Origin of the sequence: Pelagerythrobacter aerophilus, from assembly GCF_003581645.1 — a bacterium.
GTDB classification, from domain to species: Bacteria; Pseudomonadota; Alphaproteobacteria; order Sphingomonadales; family Sphingomonadaceae; genus Pelagerythrobacter; species Pelagerythrobacter aerophilus.
On the sequence record NZ_QXFK01000008.1, the window covers coordinates 90,591 to 113,391 of the forward strand.

The 22,801-nt window shown below is 66.5% G+C and carries 26 protein-coding genes; 16 read left to right on the forward strand and 10 right to left on the reverse strand.

What is annotated here, in order from left to right; all coding sequences use genetic code 11:
• Nucleotides 1-2: 2 nt before the first annotated feature.
• The 3 genes from D2V04_RS01900 to D2V04_RS18335 all read left to right on the forward strand — a co-directional run bounded on the left by D2V04_RS01900 (nt 3) and on the right by D2V04_RS18335 (nt 2,419).
• A complete protein-coding gene (locus tag D2V04_RS01900; RefSeq protein ID WP_119511667.1) occupies nt 3-1,619 on the forward strand; it encodes an FMN-binding glutamate synthase family protein in 1,617 nt (538 codons plus the stop codon).
• 121 nt (nt 1,620-1,740) lie between these two features.
• Nucleotides 1,741-1,995, forward strand: a complete 255-nt coding sequence (locus D2V04_RS01905; RefSeq protein ID WP_119511668.1) for a hypothetical protein — start codon at nt 1,741-1,743, stop codon at nt 1,993-1,995.
• Nucleotides 1,976-2,419 (forward strand): aspartyl protease family protein, encoded by a 444-nt coding sequence (locus tag D2V04_RS18335; RefSeq protein WP_324186836.1) that lies wholly within the window; start codon nt 1,976-1,978, stop codon nt 2,417-2,419. The genes D2V04_RS01905 and D2V04_RS18335 overlap by 20 nt, the downstream gene beginning before the upstream one ends.
• Nucleotides 2,420-2,437: 18 nt before the next feature.
• Here the strand turns inward: D2V04_RS18335 and D2V04_RS01915 are convergent, their stop codons facing one another.
• From D2V04_RS01915 to hemE, 4 genes are all read right to left on the reverse strand, one after another.
• On the reverse strand, nt 2,438-3,112 hold the full coding sequence (locus D2V04_RS01915; protein ID WP_228766199.1) for an AAA family ATPase: 675 nt from the start codon (nt 3,110-3,112) through the stop codon (nt 2,438-2,440).
• Nucleotides 2,995-4,260, reverse strand: a complete 1,266-nt coding sequence (gene rho, locus D2V04_RS01920) for a transcription termination factor Rho (protein WP_119511670.1) — start codon at nt 4,258-4,260, stop codon at nt 2,995-2,997. The genes D2V04_RS01915 and rho overlap by 118 nt, the downstream gene beginning before the upstream one ends.
• Before the next feature lie 167 nt (nt 4,261-4,427).
• Complete coding sequence (locus D2V04_RS01925; RefSeq protein WP_119511671.1) at nt 4,428-4,871, reverse strand: CopD family protein; 444 nt, start codon at nt 4,869-4,871, stop codon at nt 4,428-4,430.
• Nucleotides 4,872-4,902: 31 nt separating this feature from the next.
• On the reverse strand, nt 4,903-5,928 hold the full coding sequence (gene hemE / locus D2V04_RS01930; protein WP_119511672.1) for a uroporphyrinogen decarboxylase: 1,026 nt from the start codon (nt 5,926-5,928) through the stop codon (nt 4,903-4,905).
• Between the two features lie 320 nt (nt 5,929-6,248).
• Between hemE and D2V04_RS01935 the strand changes: the two genes are divergently transcribed.
• The 10 genes from D2V04_RS01935 (at nt 6,249) to D2V04_RS01980 (ending at nt 12,714) form a co-directional block, all read left to right on the forward strand.
• The gene (locus D2V04_RS01935) at nt 6,249-7,094 is read left to right on the forward strand and encodes a pyruvate, water dikinase regulatory protein (protein ID WP_119511673.1); all 846 of its coding nucleotides are present in this window, start codon (nt 6,249-6,251) and stop codon (nt 7,092-7,094) included.
• The gene (locus tag D2V04_RS01940) at nt 7,091-7,672 is read left to right on the forward strand and encodes a Maf family protein (protein ID WP_119511674.1); all 582 of its coding nucleotides are present in this window, start codon (nt 7,091-7,093) and stop codon (nt 7,670-7,672) included. The genes D2V04_RS01935 and D2V04_RS01940 overlap by 4 nt, the downstream gene beginning before the upstream one ends.
• Entirely contained in the window at nt 7,669-8,523 is an 855-nt protein-coding gene (aroE, locus tag D2V04_RS01945) for a shikimate dehydrogenase (RefSeq protein WP_119511675.1), read from the forward strand. The genes D2V04_RS01940 and aroE overlap by 4 nt, the downstream gene beginning before the upstream one ends.
• Nucleotides 8,520-9,110 (forward strand): dephospho-CoA kinase, encoded by a 591-nt coding sequence (coaE, locus tag D2V04_RS01950; RefSeq protein ID WP_119511676.1) that lies wholly within the window; start codon nt 8,520-8,522, stop codon nt 9,108-9,110. Before aroE ends, coaE begins: the two co-directional genes overlap by 4 nt.
• A 76-nt stretch (nt 9,111-9,186) precedes the next feature.
• A complete protein-coding gene (gene dnaQ, locus D2V04_RS01955; RefSeq protein WP_119511677.1) occupies nt 9,187-9,873 on the forward strand; it encodes a DNA polymerase III subunit epsilon in 687 nt (228 codons plus the stop codon).
• Nucleotides 9,874-9,917: 44 nt separating this feature from the next.
• Nucleotides 9,918-10,487, forward strand: a complete 570-nt coding sequence (gene hpf, locus D2V04_RS01960; protein WP_119511678.1) for a ribosome hibernation-promoting factor, HPF/YfiA family — start codon at nt 9,918-9,920, stop codon at nt 10,485-10,487.
• Nucleotides 10,488-10,617: 130 nt separating this feature from the next.
• Nucleotides 10,618-11,079 carry a PTS sugar transporter subunit IIA gene (locus D2V04_RS01965; RefSeq protein ID WP_119511679.1) on the forward strand — a complete coding sequence of 154 codons (462 nt, stop codon included), beginning with the start codon at nt 10,618-10,620 and terminating at the stop codon, nt 11,077-11,079.
• Nucleotides 11,066-11,536, forward strand: a complete 471-nt coding sequence (locus tag D2V04_RS01970; protein WP_119511680.1) for a PaaI family thioesterase — start codon at nt 11,066-11,068, stop codon at nt 11,534-11,536. The genes D2V04_RS01965 and D2V04_RS01970 overlap by 14 nt, the downstream gene beginning before the upstream one ends.
• The gene (locus D2V04_RS01975) at nt 11,536-11,874 is read left to right on the forward strand and encodes a DUF1491 family protein (RefSeq protein WP_324186837.1); all 339 of its coding nucleotides are present in this window, start codon (nt 11,536-11,538) and stop codon (nt 11,872-11,874) included. The genes D2V04_RS01970 and D2V04_RS01975 overlap by 1 nt, the downstream gene beginning before the upstream one ends.
• Nucleotides 11,875-12,123: 249 nt before the next feature.
• Nucleotides 12,124-12,714 carry a cell wall hydrolase gene (locus D2V04_RS01980; RefSeq protein ID WP_228766200.1) on the forward strand — a complete coding sequence of 197 codons (591 nt, stop codon included), beginning with the start codon at nt 12,124-12,126 and terminating at the stop codon, nt 12,712-12,714.
• 31 nt (nt 12,715-12,745) lie between these two features.
• On the opposite strand, the gene xth is transcribed toward D2V04_RS01980, so the two are convergent.
• The 3 genes from xth to D2V04_RS01995 form a co-directional block, all read right to left on the reverse strand.
• Complete coding sequence (xth, locus tag D2V04_RS01985) at nt 12,746-13,525, reverse strand: exodeoxyribonuclease III (protein WP_119511721.1); 780 nt, start codon at nt 13,523-13,525, stop codon at nt 12,746-12,748.
• A 114-nt stretch (nt 13,526-13,639) separates the two neighbouring features.
• Nucleotides 13,640-13,969: an iron-sulfur cluster insertion protein ErpA gene (gene erpA, locus D2V04_RS01990; RefSeq protein ID WP_119511682.1), complete on the reverse strand. Its 330-nt coding sequence runs from the start codon at nt 13,967-13,969 to the stop codon at nt 13,640-13,642.
• 31 nt (nt 13,970-14,000) lie between these two features.
• Entirely contained in the window at nt 14,001-14,432 is a 432-nt protein-coding gene (locus tag D2V04_RS01995) for a CBS domain-containing protein (RefSeq protein WP_119511683.1), read from the reverse strand.
• An 87-nt stretch (nt 14,433-14,519) separates the two neighbouring features.
• On the opposite strand from D2V04_RS01995, the gene D2V04_RS02000 reads away from it, so the two are divergent.
• Together D2V04_RS02000 and D2V04_RS02005 are read left to right on the forward strand one after the other, a co-directional pair.
• On the forward strand, nt 14,520-14,813 hold the full coding sequence (locus tag D2V04_RS02000) for a hypothetical protein (RefSeq protein ID WP_119511684.1): 294 nt from the start codon (nt 14,520-14,522) through the stop codon (nt 14,811-14,813).
• A 33-nt stretch (nt 14,814-14,846) separates the two neighbouring features.
• Nucleotides 14,847-15,959 (forward strand): calcium:proton antiporter, encoded by a 1,113-nt coding sequence (locus D2V04_RS02005; protein WP_119511685.1) that lies wholly within the window; start codon nt 14,847-14,849, stop codon nt 15,957-15,959.
• Between the two features lie 6 nt (nt 15,960-15,965).
• Here the strand turns inward: D2V04_RS02005 and D2V04_RS02010 are convergent, their stop codons facing one another.
• The 3 genes from D2V04_RS02010 to D2V04_RS02020 form a co-directional block, all read right to left on the reverse strand.
• Nucleotides 15,966-17,771 carry an AMP-dependent synthetase/ligase gene (locus D2V04_RS02010; RefSeq protein ID WP_119511686.1) on the reverse strand — a complete coding sequence of 602 codons (1,806 nt, stop codon included), beginning with the start codon at nt 17,769-17,771 and terminating at the stop codon, nt 15,966-15,968.
• Between the two features lie 92 nt (nt 17,772-17,863).
• Nucleotides 17,864-19,567, reverse strand: a complete 1,704-nt coding sequence (ggt, locus tag D2V04_RS02015; protein WP_119511687.1) for a gamma-glutamyltransferase — start codon at nt 19,565-19,567, stop codon at nt 17,864-17,866.
• 9 nt (nt 19,568-19,576) lie between these two features.
• On the reverse strand, nt 19,577-20,605 hold the full coding sequence (locus D2V04_RS02020) for a quinone-dependent dihydroorotate dehydrogenase (RefSeq protein ID WP_119511688.1): 1,029 nt from the start codon (nt 20,603-20,605) through the stop codon (nt 19,577-19,579).
• Nucleotides 20,606-20,906: 301 nt separating this feature from the next.
• Between D2V04_RS02020 and D2V04_RS02025 the strand changes: the two genes are divergently transcribed.
• A complete protein-coding gene (locus D2V04_RS02025) occupies nt 20,907-22,721 on the forward strand; it encodes a DUF885 domain-containing protein (RefSeq protein WP_119511689.1) in 1,815 nt (604 codons plus the stop codon).
• Nucleotides 22,722-22,801: the final 80 nt, after the last annotated feature.

Consider the following 22,801-nt stretch of genomic DNA (forward strand, 5'->3'; position numbering starts at 1 on the left):
CGATGATCAACCGCGCGTCCTGGCGTTTCTCAGGGCACGTCGCCTCGCGCTTCGTCGTGCCGGCGCTGCTGATCGTCCTGACGGCGCTGTTCGCGTGGTGGGAGCCGCTGCGCTGGGGCCTCGTGCTCACCCTCCCCCTGCTGGCGGTCGCCGTATGGGACTTCTTCCAGCGCAAGCACACGCTGCGCCGCAACTATCCGCTGCTCGCCCGGGTGCGCTGGATCATGGAGGACCTGCGTCCCTATGCCCGCGCCTACGTAGTCGAGGGCGATCTCGAAGGGCGGCCGTTCAACCACGACGAGCGGGCGCTGGTCTACGCGCGCTCCAAGGGCGAGCTCGACTCGCATCCCTTCGGCACCGAACTCGACGTCTATTCGGACGAATACGAGTGGCTCGCCCATTCCATCGTGCCCAACGAGGAGGCCCCTACGGAGTGGCGAGTCGACGTCGGCGGGCCGCAATGCGCGCGGCCCTACTCCGCCTCGCTGCTCAATATCTCCGCGATGAGCTTCGGGTCGCTCTCGGCCAATGCAATCCTCGCGCTCAACAAGGGCGCAGCGGCGGGCGGATTCTACCACGACACCGGCGAAGGCGGCATCTCGCGCTACCACCGCGAGCACGGCGGCGATCTGGTGTGGGAGATCGGCAGCGGCTACTTCGGCTGCCGCGACGATAAGGGCCGCTTCGATCCCGCGCGCTTTGCGGACGCGGCGCAGGCCGACCAGGTCAAGATGGTCGAGATCAAGCTCAGCCAGGGCGCCAAGCCCGGCCACGGCGGCGTCCTGCCCGCGGCGAAAGTGAGCGAGGAGATCGCCGGCGCGCGCAGCGTTCTGCCGCACAAGGACTGCATCTCGCCCGCGGCCCACTCGACCTTCTCGACCCCGGTCGGCCTGCTCGAATGGGCGGCGCAACTGCGCGATCTCTCGGGCGGAAAGCCGATCGGAATCAAGCTCTGCGTCGGCAAGCCGCACGAGGTGTTCGCAGTGATGAAAGCCATGCGCGAGACGGGCATCCGGCTCGACTATATCGTGGTCGACGGCGCCGAGGGCGGCACCGGCGCGGCGCCGGTCGAAATGTCGAACCGGATCGGCATGCCGCTACGCGAAGGGCTGATCCTGCTGCGCAATGCGCTGGTCGGCTGCGAACTGCGGGACGAAATCCGCCTGTCCGCCGCCGGCAAGGTCCATTCGGGCGCGGGCATGGCGATGAAGTTCGCGCTCGGCGCCGACTGGTGCAACGCCGGGCGCGCCTTCATGTTCGCGCTCGGCTGCGTCCAGTCGATGCGCTGCCATGACGACACCTGCCCCACCGGCGTCGCGACCCAGGACGCGACCCGCCAGCGCGGGCTGGTGGTGATGGACAAGTCCGAGCGCGTCACCCGCTTCCACCGCCATACGCTCCACGCGCTGCGCGAAATGGTCGTCGCCATGGGGCTGGACAATCCGTGGCAGATCGAACCGTGCGACTTGTCCGAGCGGCAGAACAGCGCGCGCTCGGACAGTATCGACTACATCTACAACTTCCTCGAACCCGGAGAGCTGCTGATGGAACCCGAAGGCACGCAGTATGCGCGCGACTGGCGCCTCGCCCGCGCCGACAGCTTCGCGAAGGCGCTATAAAGCCATTTCAGCCTTTACGAGCCGATTGTAACAAGCTTTCGTGATTCTGTTGTGAAAGATTCGTACTTTGAAATGGAATCAACGAGTCGAGTCTGATATTCTGCACGCAAGGAGTCGGAGCATGGATATCGAGCTCGATCGCGAAATTCAGCGCAATCTATTCGCGTTTCTGCCCCAGTTGCCCGACCTACTGCCCGATCACGAAGGTTGGTTCGCCGTTTTGCGAGACCAGCGAATTGCTGGGCTGTATGCAAAACTTAGCGAGGCGATACGGAGCGCAGATGGCGAATTCACCGACGGGCGCTACTCGATCCAGCGCATAACCGACAGGCCAGTTGAATTGGGAATGTTCAGCGGTGCTGTTGATCAAGGGTAACGCGCGCAACGAACCGCCTATCATCCGTGTTTGCGTCCTTCCCACCACTCCCGAACTACTTTCAACCTCGTCATCGAATCCTACACCAACCCAATCGGGTGTAGATTGCCGTGCCCTGCTTGACACTGGTGCAGACGGCATGAGCGTGACACGCTCGCTCGCAGAAGCCGCCAACCTCAATTACCGAGGCAAGATGCCGGCATCGGGACTGGCTGGACAGAACTATCACCGATCATGGACGACATTCCTGGGAATCTATTGCGACGATATCGGACCACTGCCGTTCATCTTGGATGAACCCTACCTTGCAATCGAAGTCAGTCCGTATCCTGCTTTCGACGTGATCATCGGAAGGGAGGCGCTGATGGTCGGTGATTTTACGCTCAAAGCAAATGGCGATTTCGAATGGTTGATTCGAAACTGATTCACGACTGCTAGCGCGTCACCAACGCAGGTTCGCAGCCTGTAGGCATTCAAGCACAAAATCGACGCGCTCCTCGGCACTGACGAGCGGCAGATCGACCGACTCGTAGCCGTAGTCGCGCCACGCGGCCGTGACCGCCGCATCGCTTGCCAGCGCCGCCTCCCAGTCCTGAATCCGCTCCTCGTCGGGCCGGTAGATCGCCTGCCACGGCGGCGCGCGGAACACCGGGCCGTCGTAGCGCAGCTCGCGGCAGACGCGGTCGATGTCCTCGGGCACCGGCAGGTCTTCGAGCCGCAGGAAGCCGACGATATCGGGAAAGCCGCGGTCGAACACCGTCGGGCCCGGCCGCCCCTCGGCCGCCCGCCAGGCGGCAAGCTCCGCTTCGAACATCGCCCGCGCGAAGCCGGCAGGATCGTCCGCCCGCAGAGCCATGCCGCCGGCCTCGCGCAGGATCGCGCGTGCGACCTCGGGCTCGGTCGCGATCCCGCGCCGGTCGAGCGCCTCGAGCAGGGTCGACTTGCCCGTGCCGGGACCCGCCGGTGATCGCCGCGCGGACCGGAACCGACATGCCCGACCTACTGGTTCATCGTCGCGAAGAAGTCCTCGTTGGTCTTGGAATCCTTCATCTTGTCGAGGAGGAATTCCATCGCATCGATCGTGCCCATCTGCATGAGGATGCGCCGGAGGACCCACATCTTGGAGAGCTTGTCCTTCTCGACCAGCAGCTCTTCCTTGCGGGTGCCGGACTTGCCGACGTCGAGCGCCGGGAAGATGCGCTTGTCGGCGACCTTGCGGTCGAGCACGATCTCCGAATTGCCGGTGCCCTTGAACTCCTCGAAAATGACCTCGTCCATGCGGCTGCCGGTGTCGATCAGCGCGGTGGCGATGATCGAGAGGCTGCCGCCTTCCTCGATGTTGCGCGCCGCACCGAAGAAGCGCTTGGGCCGCTGGAGCGCGTTGGCGTCGACGCCGCCGGTCAGGACCTTGCCCGACGAAGGGACGACGGTGTTGTAGGCGCGGCCGAGGCGGGTGATCGAATCGAGCAGGATCACGACGTCCTTCTTGTGCTCGACCAGACGCTTGGCCTTCTCGATCACCATTTCGGCGACCTGGACGTGGCGCGTCGCGGGTTCGTCGAAGGTCGAGGAGATGACCTCGCCGTTCACGCTGCGCTGCATGTCGGTCACTTCCTCCGGCCGCTCGTCGACGAGCAGAACCAGCAGGAAGACTTCCGGATGATTGTCGGTAATCGCCTTGGCGATGTTCTGCATCAGCACGGTCTTGCCGGTGCGCGGCGGGGCGACGATCAGCGCGCGCTGGCCCTTGCCCTGCGGACTGATGATGTCGATCACTCGCGCGCTCTTGTCCTTCACGGTCGGATCGAGCGTGTCGAGATTGAGCTTCTCGTCCGGATAGAGCGGCGTCAGGTTGTCGAAGTTGGTCCGGTGGCGGACCGCTTCGGGATCATCGAAATTGACCTTGGTGAGGCTGGTGAGCGCGAAATAGCGTTCGCCGTCCTTCGGCGCCCGGATCTCGCCTTCGACCGTGTCGCCGGTCCTCAGGCCCCATTTGCGGATCTGGTTGGGAGAGACGTAGATGTCGTCGGGCCCGGCGAGATAGTTCGCCTCGGGGCTGCGGAGGAAGCCGAAGCCGTCCTGCAGCACCTCGATGGTGCCGACGCCCATGATCTTCTCGTCGTATTCCTCGTCTTCGGCGAGTTCGCGCAGGATGCAGAACATCAGGTCCTGCCGGCGCATGGTGGAGGCGCCCTCGACGCCGAGTTCCTCGGCCATCGACACCAGGTCGGCCGGGGGTTTCTGCTTAAGTTCTTTCAAGTGCATTGTGTTCGTTCCGTGGTGGAAATGGCCGGCAGGTCGATGGGCTTGGAGAAAGCAGACCCGGCACCGCTTGACCGCGGGGCCTCAGCCGGAAGAGACGTTGGGAATAAGCGCGCGCTGCGGCGCCGTCAATTCGCTTTGCGCAGGTTCGGCGCCGGTCGATCCGGCAATCAGAACGGGCGGACGATAACCAGTACCACGATCAGTGCGACGGCGATGCCCGGCACCTCGTTGAGCAGCCGCAATTTGCGTCCCTCGAGCGGACGCTCGCCGCGTGCCAGCTTCTTCGCATAGGCCGCCATCCACCCGTGATAGCCCGACAGCGCGAGCACCAGCAGCAGCTTGGCGTGGAACCAGCCCTGGCTCCAGGCATCGACGGTGAAGGCGAGCAGCAGGCCGAGCACCCACACGACCACGATCGATGGCATGAGGATGATCTTCAGCAGGCGCCGCTCGCGCTCGATCCACGCGGCATCCTCGACCGATCCGGGCGCAGATTCCTGATGATAGACGAAGAAGCGCGGCAGCATGAACAGGCCGGCCATCCAGAAAATCACGAAAATCAGATGGCCCGCCTTGAGCCAGTAGTAGGTCATGCCGAGGATGTCCTGCATGGGCGCGATGTAGTAGCTCGCGGGGCGGTCGTCACCCCCTCCATGCGCGAACGGTCTCGATCAGCGTCTCGACGTGCGCGATCGGCGTGTGCTGGCCGATCCCGTGACCGAGATTGAAGACATGGGGCCGGCCCGCGAAGGCCTCGAGAATCGCCCGCGCTCCGCTCGCCAGCCGCTCCCCGCCCGCGAGCAGCAGCAGGGGATCGAGATTGCCCTGGACCGGCATGCCCGCCGGCAGTTCGCGCGCCACCCATGCGGGGTCGAGCGTCTCGTCCACCCCGATCGCCGCGACGCCGGTTTCCCGGGCATAGGCCGGCAGCTTCTCGCCCGAGCCCTTGGGGAAGCCGATCACCGGCAGGCCGGGAAACCGCTCGGCCATGGCGGCGGCGATCGCGGCATTGGGCGCGATCACCCAGCGCTCGAACTCGTGCGGCGCGAGGCTGCCCGCCCAACTGTCGAACAGCTGCACTGCCTCCGCCCCGGCCTCGATCTGACCGGCGAGATATTCGACCGTGACCGAAACGATCGCGTCGATCAGCGCCTGGAACGCCGGGGGATCGCAGTAGGCCATCGCGCGCGCCGCGTGCTGGTCGCGGCTGCCCTCGCCCGCCACCATGTAGGTCGCGACGGTCCACGGACTGCCCGCGAAGCCGAGCAGCGTCGTCTCGGGCGACAGGCGCGCGCGCACCTGCCGCACCGTTTCGTAGATCGGCGCAAGGCGGCCCGGAACCGCCTCCAGGCTCGCCAGCGCGCTATCGACCAGCGGCGGCGAGAGCTTCGGGCCTTCGCCTGCGAGGAACGCGAGATCCTGCCCCATCGCGTAGGGCACGATGAGGATATCGGAAAACAGGATCGCGCCGTCGAACCCGAAACGGTCGATCGGCTGCATGGTGATCTCGGCCGCGGCCTCGCTGTCGTAGACCAGCTCGAGGAAACCGCCCTTCTCCGCCCGAAGCGCGCGGTATTCGGGCAGGTAGCGGCCTGCCTGACGCATGAGCCAAAGCGGCACGCGCTCGCCGCGTTTTCCGCGCAGGGTGTCGAGAAGAAGACCGGGCATTCGGGAAGGTCCAATCCAAATAATATAGTATTTAAATAGGATGCTGGAGTCTGTTGGCCCTGTGGATATCGGGGACAGGCGCGCCCTGCCCGATTTCTCCCGGAATGAACAGGCCCAGAGGCTTCGCGACTCATCGGTCTGCCGCGTCAACCGAAGCTTATCCCCGCTGTCCCCAGCCTGTCGAAAAGCCTCGCGCCCTGTCCACAAGCGCGGGTGCCGAATGGCTGACAGCGGGAATGAAATCGGCCCCCGAACTTGTCGCCAGCTTTCTCCCGTGGTTTATGCCGGCATTCTCCACAGCCGATCGCGCACCTTGCCGGATGAGCCGCCTCCACCTCCATCTCGTATCCGATTCCACCGGCGAAACGCTGGAAATGGTGGCCAAGGCCGCGCTTGCCCAGTTCGACGCGGCGGAGATCGTGCGCCACTTCTGGCCGATGGTCCGCTCGCGCCAGCATCTTTCGCGGATACTGCCCGATCTTGCCGACAATCCGGGGCTCGTGCTGTTCACCCTGGTCAATCCCGAGACGCGCGCGACGTTGGAGGAGCATTGCCGCCAGCTCGGCCTGCCGGCGGTGCCCGCGCTCGATGCGGTGACCGAAGCGCTCGAGGCGCAGCTCGGGCAGGAGGCGCATGGCCGCCCCGGCCGCCAGCACGCGATGGACGAGGCCTATTTCCGGCGGGTCGACGCGATCCACTTCACGATCGCGCACGACGACGGGCTCGGATGGGAAGACTGGGAGCAGGCCGATATCGTGCTCGCCGGCGTCTCGCGTTCGTCGAAGACGCCGACCAGCATCTATCTCGCCAACCGCGGATACAAGGTCGCCAACATCCCGCTCGTGATCGAAAGTCCGCCCCCGCCCGCGCTGTTCGAACTGCGCCATCCGCTGGTCGTCGGCCTGACCACCGCGCCCGAACGGCTGGTGCAGATCCGCCGCAACCGCCTGCTCACGCTCAACGAGACGGCCGAGACGTCCTATGTCGATGCCGAGCGCGTGCGCGGCGAAGTCCAGTTCGCCCGCCGCATGTTCGCCGACAACGGCTGGCCGGTGATCGACGTCACGCGCCGCTCGATCGAGGAGACCGCGGCGGCGATCATCCGCCTGCTGGGCGAGCGGGCGAGCGATGGCGACGACATGCTCACCGGATCGAAGCCGATATGACGCTGGTGCTCGCATCCAAGAGCGCCTCGCGCGCGGCCATGCTCGAGGCGGCGGGCGTCGCGTTCGAGGCCCGGCCCGCGCGGGTGGACGAGCGGGCGCTGGAGGCGCAGCTCGGCGCCGCCCCGCCCGACCAGGTCGCGCTGGCGCTGGCCGAGGCCAAGGCGCTCGCCGTCGCGGAGCCCGAGCGGCCGGTGCTCGGCAGCGATTCGCTGGTGGTGGTCGGCGAGCGGCGCTTCGACAAGCCCGCCAGCCGCGAGGAAGCGGCCGAGCACCTGCGCGCGTTCTCGGGCCGGGTCATGCACCTCCACTCCGCCGCCGCCATCGCCCGCGGCGGCTCGGTCGTCTGGCGCGAAACTTCACTCGCCATGCTTCACACGCGCAAGTTTACTGAAGATTTCATCCAGACCTACCTAAACGCCGAATGGCCCGCCGTAAGCCACTGCGTCGGGGTGTTTCGGATCGAAGGACCCGGCGTGCAACTGTTCGAACGGATCGAAGGCGACCAGTTCACCGTGCTCGGAATGCCGCTGCTCGCAGTGCTCGGCGCTTTGCGCGACATGGGGGAGCTGCCGCGATGAGCGCCGCCTATGCCGAAGTGATCGGCGATCCGATCGCGCAGTCGAAGTCGCCGCTCATCCATCGCTTCTGGATCGAAGGTGCCGGGCTCGACGCCGACTACCGCGCGCACCGCGTGGCCGAGGGAGCACTGGCCGGCTACCTCGCCGAGCGCCGGACAGACCCCGCCTGGCGCGGGTGCAATGTGACGATGCCGCACAAGCAGGCGATCATTCCCCTGCTCGACCGGATCGACCCGTTCGCGGCGCGGGTCGGCGCGGTCAACACCGTAGTGCGGGAAGGCGATGCGCTGGCGGGCTACAACACCGACGTGGCGGGCTTCCTCGAACCGCTCGAAGCCATGCTCGGCAAGCGGCACCTGTTCCGCATGGCACGCGTGTTCGGCACCGGCGGCGCGACGCGCGCGGTGATCACCGCCCTCGCTGGTCACGGATTCACACTCGTCCTCGCCGGCCGCGATCCGGAGAAGGCTCGCGCGCTGCTCGACGAGCTCGATCCCGGCGGCGAGCATTATGCGGTGGCGCTGGATCACTTCGCGGAGGCGACCGATTTCGCCTTCGACGACCGCGAGGGCTGCTGCGACCTGCTGGTCAACACCACCCCGCTGGGCATGCGCGGCCATGCGCCGCTTGCGTTCGACTTCAGCCATGCACCGCCGGGATCGGTCGCCTACGACATCGTCACCGATCCCGTGGATACCGACTTCCTCCAGCGTGCGCGCGCGGCCGGTTTCGATACGATCGACGGTCTCTCGATGCTGATCGGGCAGGCGGCCGCGGCCTTCGAGTGCTTCTTTGGTGTCGCCCCGCCGCGCGGGCGCGATAGCGAACTGCGCGAAAGGCTCGTGCAATGACCCGTCCAAAGATCGTCGGCCTCACCGGTTCGATCGGCATGGGCAAGTCGACCGTGGCCGGGATGTTCGAACGCGCGGGCGTGCCGGTGTTCGACGCCGATGCCGAAGTGCGGCGCATGCAGGGACCGGACGGCACGCTGGTCCCGGCAATCGAGGCGGCCTTTCCCGGCTCGACTGGCCCCGAGGGCGTCCGGCGTCAGGCGCTCGGCGCCCAGGTTTTCGGCGATTCCGAGGCGCTCGCCCGACTGGAGGGGATCGTCCATCCCGCGGTTGCCGCGCGGCGCAAGGAATTCCTGGCCCAGCACGCCGGTGCGCCGCTGGTGGTGTTCGATATCCCGCTGCTGTTCGAGAAGGGGGGGCATGCGCAAGTCGACGCGATCGTCGTCGTCTCCGCGCCGGCCGACGTCCAGCGCGAGCGGGTGCTTCGGCGGCCGGGAATGACGGCGGAGAAGTTCGCGCAGATCCTCGCGCTGCAGGTGCCCGACGAGGAGAAGCGGGCCCGCGCAGACCATGTGATCGATACCGGCGGTCCCCTTGCCGAAACCGAGGTCGCCGTGCGCGCCCTCGCCGCCGAGCTGGCTCCCTAGAATTTCGCCTGGCCCGAGCTAAAAAAGCGCTCGGCGCCCCTTGTCACTTGGCCGTCCGAGGCCGATAGATAAAGGGATGCGCGAAATCGTATTCGATACCGAAACCACCGGCCTCGACCCCCGCAGCGGGGACCGTCTGGTGGAAATCGGATGTGTCGAATTGATCAACCGCGTGCCCACCGGGCAGACCTTCCACGCCTATTTCAATCCGGAGCGCGACATGCCCGCCGGCGCCGAGGCGGTGCACGGGCTGTCGAGCGCCTTCCTGTCGGACAAGCCGCTGTTTCGCGACACGGTGAGCGCGGTGCTCGACTTCATCGCCGACTCGCCGCTCGTCGCGCATAACGCCTCGTTCGACTTCGGCTTCCTCAATGCCGAACTTGCGCTGTGCGAGCGCGAGGCGGTGTGCATGACCCGGATGATCGATACCGTCGCGCTCGCGCGCAAGCGGCATCCGGGCGCAAAGCTCTCGCTCGACGCGCTGTGCACGCGCTACGGCATCGATCGCAGCCACCGGGTGAAGCACGGCGCGCTGCTCGATGCCGAACTGTTGGCGCAAGTCTACGTCGAACTGACCGGCGGCCGGCAGATCGGGCTCGCGCTTGCTGCGGAAACCACCAGCGTCGGCATCGTCGCGATGCCGCGACACATACCCGCGACGCGTGTGCGCCGCGAACCACGACCACATGCTGCGAGCCAGGAGGAACTCGCACGGCACCAGGCGTTTATCGCCAAGATGACTTCGCCCCTCTGGGGTAGCTGATCGGGGCCGGGGGGTCTCGCCCAAGCAATGGAGAATGATCGCCGATGGATATCCGCATTTCTGGCCACCAGATGGAGACGGGCACTGCCCTGCAGGATCACGCCGCCGAGCGGCTGAACGCGATCGTCGAGAAGTATTTCAACCGAGCGCTCACCTCGCAGGTCACGTTCGGCAAGGCACCCGCCGGGGCCTTCAGTTGCGACATCGTGACCCATGTGATGCAGGGCATGATCGTCAAAAGCCATGCCGAAGCGCAGGACGCCCACCAGGCGCTCGACCGCGCGGCGGAGAAGATCGACAAGCAGCTCCGCCGCTACAAGCGCCGCCTGCAGGATCGCCACTCCCAGGCAGCGCACGCGCTGCAGGAAGAGGAGGCGGCCTATACGATCTTCGCGCCGATCGGCGAAGATGTGGAGGAAGTCGAGGGCAACGAGCCGCCGATGATCGTCGCCGAGACCACCGCAGACGTCCCCGAGACGAGCGTGGCCGACGCGGTCATGATGCTGGACCTGCGCGACACGAATGCGCTGTTCTTCAAAAACGCTGGCACCGGCCGTCATAATATGGTCTATCGCCGCCGAGATGGCTCGATCGGCTGGGTCGAGCCCCGTTGACACCGCGGCGCGGACAAGCGCCCGCCACGGAAATCAGCCGGATCGCAAGGGCTTGCTACGGTCGATCGCGCCTGCGGCGCGCGGCCCGCTCGCCAGATCATGGCATGCTGAACTGATTCGCAACCGAACGATGAACGTACATTTCAAGCTGATTCCCGAAGCATTCGTGCTGAGCGATGCCGGCACCAAAGCCGCGGTTCTGGGCGATCTCGCCCAGTGCTTCGCGCGCGCCTACGGGTTCGCCGTGTCCGACGTGCTGGAGGCGCTCGAGGAGCGCGAAAAGCTCGGCAGCACCGGTTTCGGCCGGGGGGTCGCGATCCCGCACGCACGCCTCACCGGGATCAACCGCCCGGTTGCGGCCGTGCTCAAGCTGTCCGCACCGGTCGATTTCCATGCGGCCGACGGCATGCCGGTGGAACTCGCCTTCGGCCTGATCTCGCCCGAGAACGCCGGCGTCGCGCACCTTCACGCGCTCGCGGCCATTTCGCGGCTGGTGCGCGACGAGGCGACCAATCGGATGCTGCTCGAGGCGACCGACACAGAGGCGCTGATCGCGTCGCTCACCAACGCCAGCGATCGTGACGTCGCCTGACTCTCGGTCCGGCGCCGGCCCGCACTACCGAGGGCTCGAGGCGCTCTACCGGTCCGCGCCGGTCAACGCACTGTTCGAATCGACGCTGGAAATCGTCGACGAAGGGCGGTCGCGGATCGAGTTCGTCGTGACCCCGGCCGCCTATCACGCCGCCGGCGCGGCGCACGGGACGATCTATTTCAAGATGCTCGACGATGCCGCCTTCTACGCGGCGAACACGCTGATCACCGACCGCTTCCTCCTGACGACTTCGTTCAACCTCCATTTCACCAAGCCGGTGCGCGAAGGCAAAGTGACGGCCGAGGGGCGCTGGATCAGCGGACGGCGGCGCGTTCTGGTCGCCGAAGCGCGGTTGATCGATGCCGAAGGCGAAGAGATCGGCCGGGGCACGGGCACGTTCATGCGCTCGCGGATCGCACTTTCGAGCCTCGCGGGCTATCGCCCCGGCCAGGCCTGATGGTGGACCGCCGGCTGCCCGCGCATCTCGAAGCGGCGGCGATTCTGCGGCTTGCCGAATCGCTCGGCGGGTTCGGCACGGTTATCGAAAAAGGTGAACGCGACTCGGGCACGATTCTGCTGGTAACGATATTTCGCGGTCGCGCGGCGCGGCTTTACGAAAGAATGCCGCAGCTCGACGGAACCCGCGCTTTCGTGCTGTCTCGCGAGCAAGACGCTGAAAACCCATTGGAATTTTCCGAGTATTTGACGCGGCGCAAGCGCCAGGACGGCGATATCTGGATTCTCGAGGCAGATATCGCGGACCAAGAACGGTTCGTCGCATCCCTGCCGCGTTAAGTTGACATCGAAACGCCGCTATCTATCTGGCCGCGCAACTACCGATGCGCAGGCGGCATGGGCGGCATTTCGGCCGCGCGGCAGGCACGCAGACGGGGAACGGCCGGCAGGCCTTTTTCATCCGGACCCATCCTAAACGCAATTTGACGCGATCAGGTCCCAGCCTGCGACTGTGCTCGTTCACCGCCTAGATATGACGGATTGATGAGTCGAAAGACCCGCTTGGCGTCGTTGGCGGCGCTTGCCGCAATGACCAGTTTTACGGTTGCCAGCGCCGAAGGTTCCGGCGCCAACGCCCAGATGGGCGAGAACCCCCAGATTTCCGAACCGGTGCTGACCGAGGAGGTCGTTCCGGTTTTCGTCGAGAAGGAAGTGGTCCAGCCGCTTCCCGACGCCGCAACGGCGCAGGATCTCGCCGATGCGAGCTCGCTGCGCGAACTGGTTGCGCAAATCCCCGATCATGGGCGGCTTTCGCGCGAGATGGAATGCCTCGCGGGTGCGATCTACTTCGAATCGCGCGGCGAGCCGCTCGCAGGCCAGCTTGCCGTGGCGCAAGTGGTGATCAATCGTGCCAACTCGGGCCTCTTCCCCTCGAGTTACTGCGGTGTGGTGTTCCAGCGCGCCCAGTTCTCCTTCGTGCGGGGCGGCGGCATGCCTCACATTCGGCGCGGATCGGCCGCGTGGGAACGTGCCAAGGCCGTGGCGCACATCGCGCACGAAGGGCTGTGGGAAAGCGAAGCCGCGGACTCGCTCTATTTCCACGCCACTTACGTCAAACCGTCGTGGAGCCGCAGCAAGCAGGCGCGCGCCACGATCGACACACACGTCTTCTACCGCTGATCGGTGAGCGGAGGCCGATGCCTCCGCAGCCTCATGCCCGGTCGGCGACGTCGACCCACACCGGCGTGTGATCGCTGGCTTTTTCGCGGCCCCGGTATTCCTTGTCGACCCCCGCGGCGACCATGCGGTCGGCGAGTTCGGGGCTGAGCAGCAGGTGATCGATGCGGAAGCCGTGGTCGCGTTGCCAGGCGCCGGCCTGATAGTCCCAGAAGGTCCACACACCGCCGCGCGGATTCAACGTATCGAGCGCGTCGGTCCAGCCGGCCGCCAGCAACCGGCGATAGGCGGCGCGCGATTCCGGCTGCATCAGCGCGTCGCTGGCCATGGCCGCGGGCGACCAGACGTCCTTGTCCTCGGGAATGACGTTGAAGTCGCCCACCACGGCGCAGGGGATCTCCAGCGCCCACAGCTCGGCCATGCGCGCACGTAGCCGCTCCATCCAGGCGAGCTTGTAATCGAACTTGGGGCCGGGCTGCGGATTGCCGTTGGGCAGGTAGATGCAGGCGATCCGCACGCCGTTCACGTCGGCTTCGATGTAGCGCGCATGGAGATCGTCCGGATCGCCGGGCAAGGTGCGCTGCGCCTCGACCGGCTGCACCCCGTCCGCGAGGATCGCGACGCCGTTGAACCCTTTCTGGCCATGCCAGATCGCCTTGTAGCCGATCTTCTCGAACGCGTCGGCGGGGAAGCCCTCGTCCTGGCTCTTGATCTCCTGCAGGCAGGCGACCGTGGGGCGGGTTTCCTCGAGCCACTCGATCAGCCGCGGCAGGCGCGCCTTGACGCCGTTGATATTGAAGCTGGCGATTCTCAGAGCAACCTCCCGCACACCGTTGGAGCGGAGCCTACCGGTCCCGCCCTTCAACGCTTCGCTAGAAGAAAATGGGCGGCTTCGAAAGCGCGGCGCGCGCCCAAGTGGGAAGCGGCGCTAGATTCCGAAGCTGGAGCCACAGCCGCAACCGGCGGCGGCGTTGGGATTCTCGACCTTGAAGGCCGCACCGCCCAGCGATTCCACGAAATCGACCGTACTGCCCGCGACGAGGTCCAGGCTGACGGGATCGACCACCAGGCGCACGCCGTCGGTCTCGCTCACGCTGTCGTCCGTGTCGGGCGCATCGGCGAGATCGAACTTGTACTGGAAGCCGGAGCAGCCGCCTCCTTCCACCGAAAGCCGCAGCACGGCGGGTTTCGCCTGACGTTCGGCAATCCATGCAATGCGCTTCGCGGCGGCGGGCGTGAGAGTCAGCGTGTCGGCCATGGGGGCGATATGGGGATGCGCCGGGCCGCGCTCAAGCGGTTCGGATATAGTCACGCATCGCAGCCGCATCGCGCTCGACTTCGTCGATCCGCGACTTGACCAGATCGCCGATCGAGATGAACCCGCACATGACCTCCCCGTCGACGACCGGCAAGTGGCGCACGCGCCGCCGGGTCATCAGCGCCATGGCCTCGTCGACTTTGGTTTTCGGCGAAACGGTGATTGCGGGCGCGGTCATCACCTCGCCCACCGTGCGGTCGAACGCGGCGGCCCCTTCCTTCGCCACGCAGTAGAGCACATCGCGCTCCGAGAAGATGCCCGCAACCCTGCCGCCTTCCATAACCGGCATGGCGCCGATCCGGCGCTCGGCGAGCAGGGCGACCGCATCGCGCATCCGGGTCGCTGCTTCGCACTGCACGATGTCGGCGCGTGCCCGGCCGACGATCAGGCTGGCTATGTCCATGGTATCCGGCCTCCTTCGCTAGGATGGGAGAATGCCATGAAACGCCCGCCATTGCCAATCGGGCGGGAAACAGCCAGTTGGGACTGGATGACATCCCGATCGCCCCTCGACGATCCCGACAAGGCCGCATTCGCGTGGGGCCGCTACAAGCGGCTTATGCGCGTGATGGTGCTCGTCACGCTGGTCGTGGTCGCGCTGGTCCTTGGCTACATCTATGTCACCGACAGCGCGCTTTCGATCCACTTCTACATCGCCACCGGACTCGGCGTCGGGGTGGCAATGATGCTGACCGCCGCCCTGATGGGGCTGGTGTTCCTCTCGAGCGGGACCGGTCACGACGAGAGCATCGACGACCCGACGAACGACAAGTGGCGCGACTAGTCGCGCGGTGTCCAACGCGCTAGCGAGGGACGGATGACAGCGCCTGCAGCCCAGACTACCAGACCGTCCGTGCGCTTCTTCGGCCTTTCTTCCTGGTCGGTTTTTGCACCGCTTGTCGCGCTGGCTGCCGTTCTGCTGGGCAAACCCGAAGGTCCGGCCCTTGCGGTCGTGGTCGGCGTGTTGCTCGGCGCCGCGATCCTGGCCGCGGTTTATCATGCCGAGGTCCTTGCGCATCACCTGGGGGAGCCGTTCGGTACGCTCGTGCTCGCCCTGGCGGTCACGATCATCGAAAGCTCGCTGATCGTCTCGATCATGCTGAGCGAGGGCGCGCAGGCCCAGGCGCTGGCGCGCGATACGCTGATTGCGGCGATCATGATCACGATCAACGGCATCATCGGCCTCTGTCTGCTGGCCGGCGGCCGGCGACATCACGAGCAGAGTTATACCCAGTCGGGAGTGAGTGCCGGCCTGGCCATGCTTGCGACGCTGTCCGTGCTGACGCTGATCCTGCCGAACTACACGACCAGCGCCAGCGGCGCCTTCTACAATTCCCAGCAGCTCGTGTTCGTGGCGATCATCTCGCTGCTGATCTACGCGACGTTCGTCGTCGCGCAGACGATCCGCCATCGCGACCATTTCCTGCACCACATTCCCGACGCAGACGACCGTGCGCACGAAGCGCCGGTGCCGCGTCCGAAAGCAATGGCGGCAGGTGCGGCCATGCTTGTCGCGCTGGCGGCGGTCGTGCTGCTGGCCAAGAACCTCTCGCCGGTGATCGAGGTCGGGGTCGCGGCGATCGGCGCGCCGCGTGCGCTAGTCGGAATCATCATCGCCGCGCTGGTGCTCGCGCCAGAGGGATTCGCAGCGCTGCGTGCCGCGCGCGCCAATCGCGTGCAGACCAGCCTCAACCTCGCGATCGGCTCCGCATTGGCCTCCATCGGGCTGACCATTCCCGCGGTCGCGACGGTGGCGCTGATCTTGGGTCTCGATCTCGAACTGGGTCTGTCGATGCCCTCGATCGTGATCCTCGCCCTCACTCTCCTGGTCGCCGCGATCACGCTGGGCCGTGGACGCACGACTGTGGTCCAAGGCGTGATTCACCTGACGATTTTCGCGACCTTCCTGTTCATCACGATCGTTCCCTAGGCGGCGCTAACTCCGGTAGAGCGCGTCCAATCGCGGCTGGTAGCGTTCGCGGATCTTGTGGCGGCGAATCTTCATCGAGGGAGTCATCTCCTCGTTCTCGATCGTGAACGGCTCGTCGGCGAAGGCGAACTGGCGGACTTTCTCGATCACCGAGAGATCCCGGTTCACTTCGTCGATCGCGGCGCGCACCGCGCTGCGGAAGGCGGGCAGGCCTTGCAGTTCCTTCATGTCGAACTTCTCGTCGTTGGCGTTGGCCCATTCGAGCGCCCATTCCGCGTCGGGCACGATCAGGCCCACGACGTAAGGGCGCCGGTCGCCGCTCACCATCGCTTGCGCGATCTCCTGCCGCAGGGTCAGCATGCCCTCGATCTTCTGCGGCGCGACGTTGTCGCCCTTGTCGTTGACGATCATGTCCTTCTTGCGGTCGGTGATGACGATCCGGCCCTTCTCGTCGAGATGACCGATGTCGCCCGTGTGCAGCCAGCCGTCCTTGAGCGTACGCCGCGTCTCGGCCTCGTTGCGCCAATAACCGTGCATGACCAGCTCGCCGCGGCAGAGGATCTCGCCATCCTCCGCGATCTGAATCTCCACTCCGCGCAAGGGCGGGCCGACCGTATGCATCGCGATCCCTGCGTTCGGTCGATTGCAGCTGATCACCGGCCCCGCCTCGGTCTGGCCGTAGCCCTGAAGCATGGTCAGCCCCATCGCCTGGAAGAACACCCCGACATCGGGATTGAGCGGCGCGCCGCCGCTGACCATCGCTTTGATCCGCCCGCCGAAGCGCTGGCGAATCTTCGGCCGCAGCAGCCGCTCGAGAACGAAATTCAGCGTTTTGTCGCCGAAACGGTAGCGGCCTTCCGCCTGCCGCTCGCCGAGCGCGAGCGCGCGGTCCATCAGCGCCTTGGCCGCCCCACCCTGCTTATCGACCTGCTTCATGATCCGCTGGCGCAGGACTTCGAACAGGCGCGGGACGACGACCATGATCGTCGGGCGCGTCTCCTCGATATTGCTGGCGAGCTTCTCGAGTCCCTCGGCGTAGTAGATCTCCGCGCCCACCGCGATCGGCAGGCACTGGCCGCCGGTGTGCTCGTAGGCATGGCTCAGCGGCAGGAACGAGAGGAAGCGCTCGTCTGCATCGAGCCCGAAATCGTTCGCCAGGATATCCGCCGCGCCGGCGACGTTGCAAAGGATCGCACCGTGATGCTGCAACACGCCGCGTGGCGCGCCGCCGGTGCCGCTGGTGTAGATGATGCAGGCGGTGTCGTCGCGGCCGATAGCGGCGATCCGCTCTTCCACCGCCTTGCGTGCGGCGACGGCGTCGCCTTTGACCATGTTCGGCCAGGCGTGGCAGGCGAGATTGCCTTGCTGGTATTTGCGGATGCCGTCGATCGGGATGACATGCTCGGCGATGCCGGTGCGCATGATCGCCGGGAGCAGGGGCTGCGAGAGTTTCTCGGTCGATACGATGACCGCCCGGGCGCCCGAATTGTCGAGGATATGGACGTGGTCGCGCTCGGTATTGGTGGTGTAGGCGGGCACGGTAACGCAGCCCGCCGCCATGATCGCAAGATCGGCGATGCACCATTCGGGGCGGTTTTCGGAGACCAGCATAACCCGGTCGCCCTGCTCTAGCCCGAGGGCGCGGAGGTTTTCGGCCAGAATGCAGACCGTTTCGGCCGCCTCGCGCCAACTCGTCGTCTGCCACGCCCCGCCGCGCTTGACCCCCAGCATGGGCGCGTCGCCCTTCGCATCGGCACGCTTGAGGAAGAGTTCGACGAGGTTATTCGCCGAATCGATATCGGAAAGCTGCAAGTCTCTGGGCTCCTGCTCCCACGTCCGGCTTCACTGCGGCCGGTGGCCCGGATTACGCCGCCGTCGCGGTAGCGGCAAGCGTGGGATCGCCGTCAGGGCAGGATCAGCTTCGCCTCGACCCGCGGGTCGCGGGCGGGAATCCAGCGGTCGCCCCGGCGCAGCACCGCATTCCCCTTCACACCCGCCTCGCGCACCGCGATCTCGCTGTGGCCGAGCGCCTTCAACTGCGGGATTGCGCCTTCGAGCCAGGTGCCCTCCTCCACGGTCACACCGTCGCCGTACGCCATGACGAACGGCATGCCGAGCGCCGCTTCCGTGCCCAGGCCGAAGTCGATCACGCCGATGATGCTGCGGGCGGTCTGCACCGGAATCGTGCTCCCGCCTGCGGCGCCGATTGCCAGCACCGGGCGGCCCTGCGGATCCCATACGACCATCGGTGCCATCGAGCTGCGCGGACGCTTGCCCGCTTCGACCCTGTTGACGACCGGGCGACCGTCGACTTCCGGCGACCGGCTGAAGTCGGTCAACTCGTTGTTGAGGAAGAAGCCGCCGGTCATTAGCCCGGAGCCGAAGGCGCTCTCGATGGTCGAGGTATAGCTGATCATCGTGTCGTCGGCGTCGACTACGGCAAAGTGAGAGGTACCGCGCTCCTCCGGCTCGTCGCCGTCGGCCAGCGCGGTCGATGCACCAGCGGGCACGCCGGCGACGACCGCCTCGATCGTCGAATCGGGATCGATCAGCGCGCTGCGCCGCGCGAGATAATCGCGGTCGATCAGGCCCTGGACGGGGACCGATACGAAGTCGCTGTCGGCGATGTAGAGTTCGCGGTCGGCATAGGCGAGCCGCTGCGATTCGAGGAACAGATGCCAAGTGACCGGGCTCTCGGCCCCGAGTGCGGAGAGGTCGAAGCGCTCGAGCTGGCCGAGGATCTGCAGCACCGCGATCCCGCCCGAGCTCGGCGGACCCATGCCGCAGATGCGGTAGGCACGGTAAGTGCCGCAGACGGCCTCACGTTCCTTCGCCTCATAGGTGGCGAGATCGGCCGCCGTCATCGCGCCATCGTGCGGTGTCTCGGCGGCGACCGTTGCGGCGAGCGCCTCGGCTCGCGGACCTTCGTAGAAGGCTTCGGGTCCTGCGGCGGCGATCGCCTCGAACGTGCGGGCAAGCTCTTCGTTGACGACCAGGTGCCCGGCGGGCTGCGGCTGGCCCGCCTCATCGAAGAACAGCGCCCGCCCCGTCTCGGTCCATCCGGCGCGCTCGGCCGTCGAGGTGAGCGACCCGTTGAGCCGCGGATTGATGCGGAAGCCTTCGCGCGCCAGCTCGATCGCCGGCTCGAACAGCGTGGCCCAGGGCAACCGTCCGTGCTGTTCGTGGGCGAGTGCGGCCAGCGCAATGTTACCCGGAACGCCGACGCTGAGACCGCTCTTCACCGACTCGCCGAACGGCGGCACCGTGCCGTCCGGGCGCAGGAACCAGTCCGGCGTCGCGCCGGCCGGCGCTTTCTCTCGTCCGTCGAAGGTTTCGACCGTTCCGTCCGCGGCGCCCCGGACCATGAAGCCGCCGCCGCCGATGCCCGAGCTCTGCGGCTCGACCACGGTCAGCGCGAGCATCGTCGCAATCGCGGCGTCGGTGGCGCTGCCGCCCCGGCGCAACATGGCCATGCCCGCCTCCTGCGCGCGCGGATCGGCGGCGCTGACCGTCCCGACGAAGCCGGCGTCGGTCTCCGCTGGCGGAACGGTCGCGCACCCAGCTAGGGCGAGGAGGGCGGCGATGGGGACGAGAACGGTGCGAAGCATGCGACGTGGCTATTCGCTCCCGACCGCCTCGGCAAGCGTGGCGAAGCCGTCGCGGCGCATCAGCTCTTCCATCCCGCGCACGATCCGCCGCGCCAGCCCCGGCCCTTCATAGACCATGGCGCTGTAGAGCTGGACCAGGCTGGCGCCCGCGCGGATGCGAGCCCAGGCGTCTTCCGCACTGCCGATCCCGCCCACGCCGATCAGCGGGATCGCACCGCCGGTCGCGGCGCGAAAGTCGCGCAGCCGCTGCTGCGCCAGATCGCGCAAGGGCGCGCCCGAAAGCCCGCCGGTCTCTCCCGCCTGCGGTGACGCGAGCGGCGGGCGCGAAATGGTCGTGTTCGAGACGATCAGTGCGCCGAGCCGCTTGTCGAGCGCGATGCGGGCGATCGCATCCATGTCCGCAGGCTCAAGATCCGGCGCGACCTTGAGGAACACCGGCGGACCGTCCGCCGGGCGCGCATCGAGCACGGCATCGAGCAGCGCAATCAGCGCGCCCTCGTCCTGCAAGGCGCGCAGGCCCGGGGTGTTGGGGCTGGAGATATTGACCGTGAGATAGCTCGCCAGCGGCGCGAATCGGCGGGTAAGCAGCGCGTAGTCGGCAATCCGGTCGGCCGAATCCTTGTTCGCGCCGATATTGACCCCGACGATCCCGGGCCGGGCCGCGCGCCGGCGCAGCCGTGCCTCTGCCTCCGCCGCGCCGCCGTTGTTGAACCCCATGCGGTTGATCACCGCGCGGTCCTCCGCCAGCCGGAACAGGCGCGGCCTGGGATTGCCCGGCTGCGGCAGCGGAGTGATCGAGCCGATCTCGACGAACCCGAAGCCGAGACCGAGCACCGCGTCGGGCACTTCGCCGTCCTTGTCGAACCCCGCGGCCATGCCGAGCGGATTGGGGAAGCGTAGCCCCGCCACTTCGGTTGCGAGCGGTCCCGGCGCCGGCGGCGTGCGCGCCGGCGAGAGCTTGAGCGCCGCGATCGTCGTGCGATGCGCGGTTTCGGGGGCGAGCGCGAAGAGCGCGGGACGGGCAAGGCGGAACAGCATTGCGGGCGCCTATGGCAAGCGCACCCGGCCCTGTCGACTGTGCCGAGCGGGTGCGTTTCGGGTTCGTGCCCGCAAGGAAATTTCGCGGGGCCATGTCGCATCCATACAATCGTGCACCGGCGACTCGCTCTAGAGAGGGCGCTGCGACCCGAAGGCGCTCGGTGCAATGGTGCGCCGGGTTCCTTGCCTTTGCAGGGCGGCGCTCCATCGGGAGTGCCGCCCTCTTTTTTCGCTGGTCTGGCCATGACGCGCAAATCGCGCCACAAGCCCGGCCGTCATTCGAAGAAAAGGGAGGTCGCTGATGGCGAAGAGGATTTTGGGTGTTTCGCTGCTGGCACTGGCGCTGGCGGGATGCGCCGCCACCGGAGAGGAACCGCGCACGACGCAGGTGGCCGGCTCCGAGACCGCGGCGACGCGGCCGGCGTCCGACATAGGGACGCTGTTCGAGCGTTATGACGAGGCGCAACTGGCGCTCTCGCCGCTCGGCAAGGCCTACCGCGGTATTCGCGATTCGGACTACGACGACTGGGGCGACTTCACCGACGCGGCCGAAGTGCGCGAGCAGGAATTGCTCCAGAAGACGGCCGCGACCCTGCGCGCGAACTTCGATCCCGCCACGCTGCCGGAACAGGATGCGCTCAGCTATCGCCTGTTCGACGCCATGGCGAAGCGCAGCGCGACGCTGTTTCCCTATCGCGAGTACGGCTACATCTTCGACCAGATGAACGGCGCACAGAGCGGGTTGCCGGCGTTCCTGATCAACATCCACTCGGTGGCCGACGAGGAGCAGGCGCGCGCCTACGTCAGCCGCATCGAGGGACTCGGCCCGGTGCTCGATACGCTGATCGCCGAATCGCGCGAGCGGGCGGCGAATGGCGTGATGCCCCCCGACTGGGTCTATCCCTACGTCATCTCGGATATCGAGAACCTGCTGAATGCGGGCGAGGAGAACGCAATCCTGGTCGACTTCGCCGGCAAGGCCAAGGCGCTGGAACTGGACGCGGCGAAAGAAGCGGAGCTGATCTCTGCGGCGCGGGCCGCGTGGGAGGATTCGGCCGCGCCGGCCTATCAGCGGCTGCTCGCCGAGATGAAGCGTCAGCAGGCGAATGCGCCGACCGACGACGGCATCTGGCGTCTGCCCGAAGGCGCGGCCTACTACTCCGCGCTGCTCAAGAACTACACCACGACCGATCTCACCGCCGACCAGATTCACCAGATCGGCCTCGACAACGTCGCGCGCATCCATGGCGAGATGCGGGCGATCATGCAGCAGGTCGGATTCGAGGGTACGCTGCAGGAGTTCTTCGCGCACGTCCGCACCGATCCGCGCTTCTATTACGACACCCGCGAGGAGTATCTGGCCGACGTAGAGAAGCACCGCGTGGCGATGGAAGCGGCGCTGCCGCAGTATTTCTCGACGCTTCCGGAAGATCCGCTGACGGTGAAGCCGGTCGAGGCGTTCCGGGAGAAGAGCGCCGGCAAGGCCTTCTACTCGCGCCCGGCGCCGGATGGTTCGCGCCCGGGCACCTACTACGTCAACCTCTACAACCTGAAGGACATGTCGAAGAACGAGCTCGAGGCTCTGTTCTACCACGAGGGGCTGCCGGGCCACCACCTGCAGCTTTCGATCCAGACGCAGCTCGGCGACGTACCGCCCTTCCGCCGCTTCGGCGGAGTCACCGCCTATACCGAAGGCTGGGGCCTCTATGCCGAGGAACTGGGCAAGGACATGGGCTTCTACACCGACCCCTATTCGGACTTCGGCCGGCTGGGGATGGAGCTGTGGAGAGCCTGTCGACTGGTCGTGGACACCGGCATCCACCACAAGCGCTGGAGCCGCGAGCAGGCAATTCAGTACCTGACCGAGAACACGCCCAATCCCGAAGGCGACATTCGCAAGGCGATCGAGCGCTATGTGGTCTATCCCGGCCAGGCGACCGCCTACATGATCGGCAAGCTCAAGATCATGGAGCTGCGCGAGCGGGCGAAGGCGGCGCTGGGCGCGGAGTTCGACATTCGCGGCTTCCACGATGCGATCCTCAGCAGCGGCCCCGTGCCACTCTCGATCATGGAGGAGAACGTCGATGCCTGGATCGCGGCGGAGAAGGCCGGATAGCCATCGCTCCCTGAGGGCTAGCGCGGAGAGGTTGCTAACGACTCGCAACTGACGGTTTTCGGTTGAAAGCCGGCGGCGCG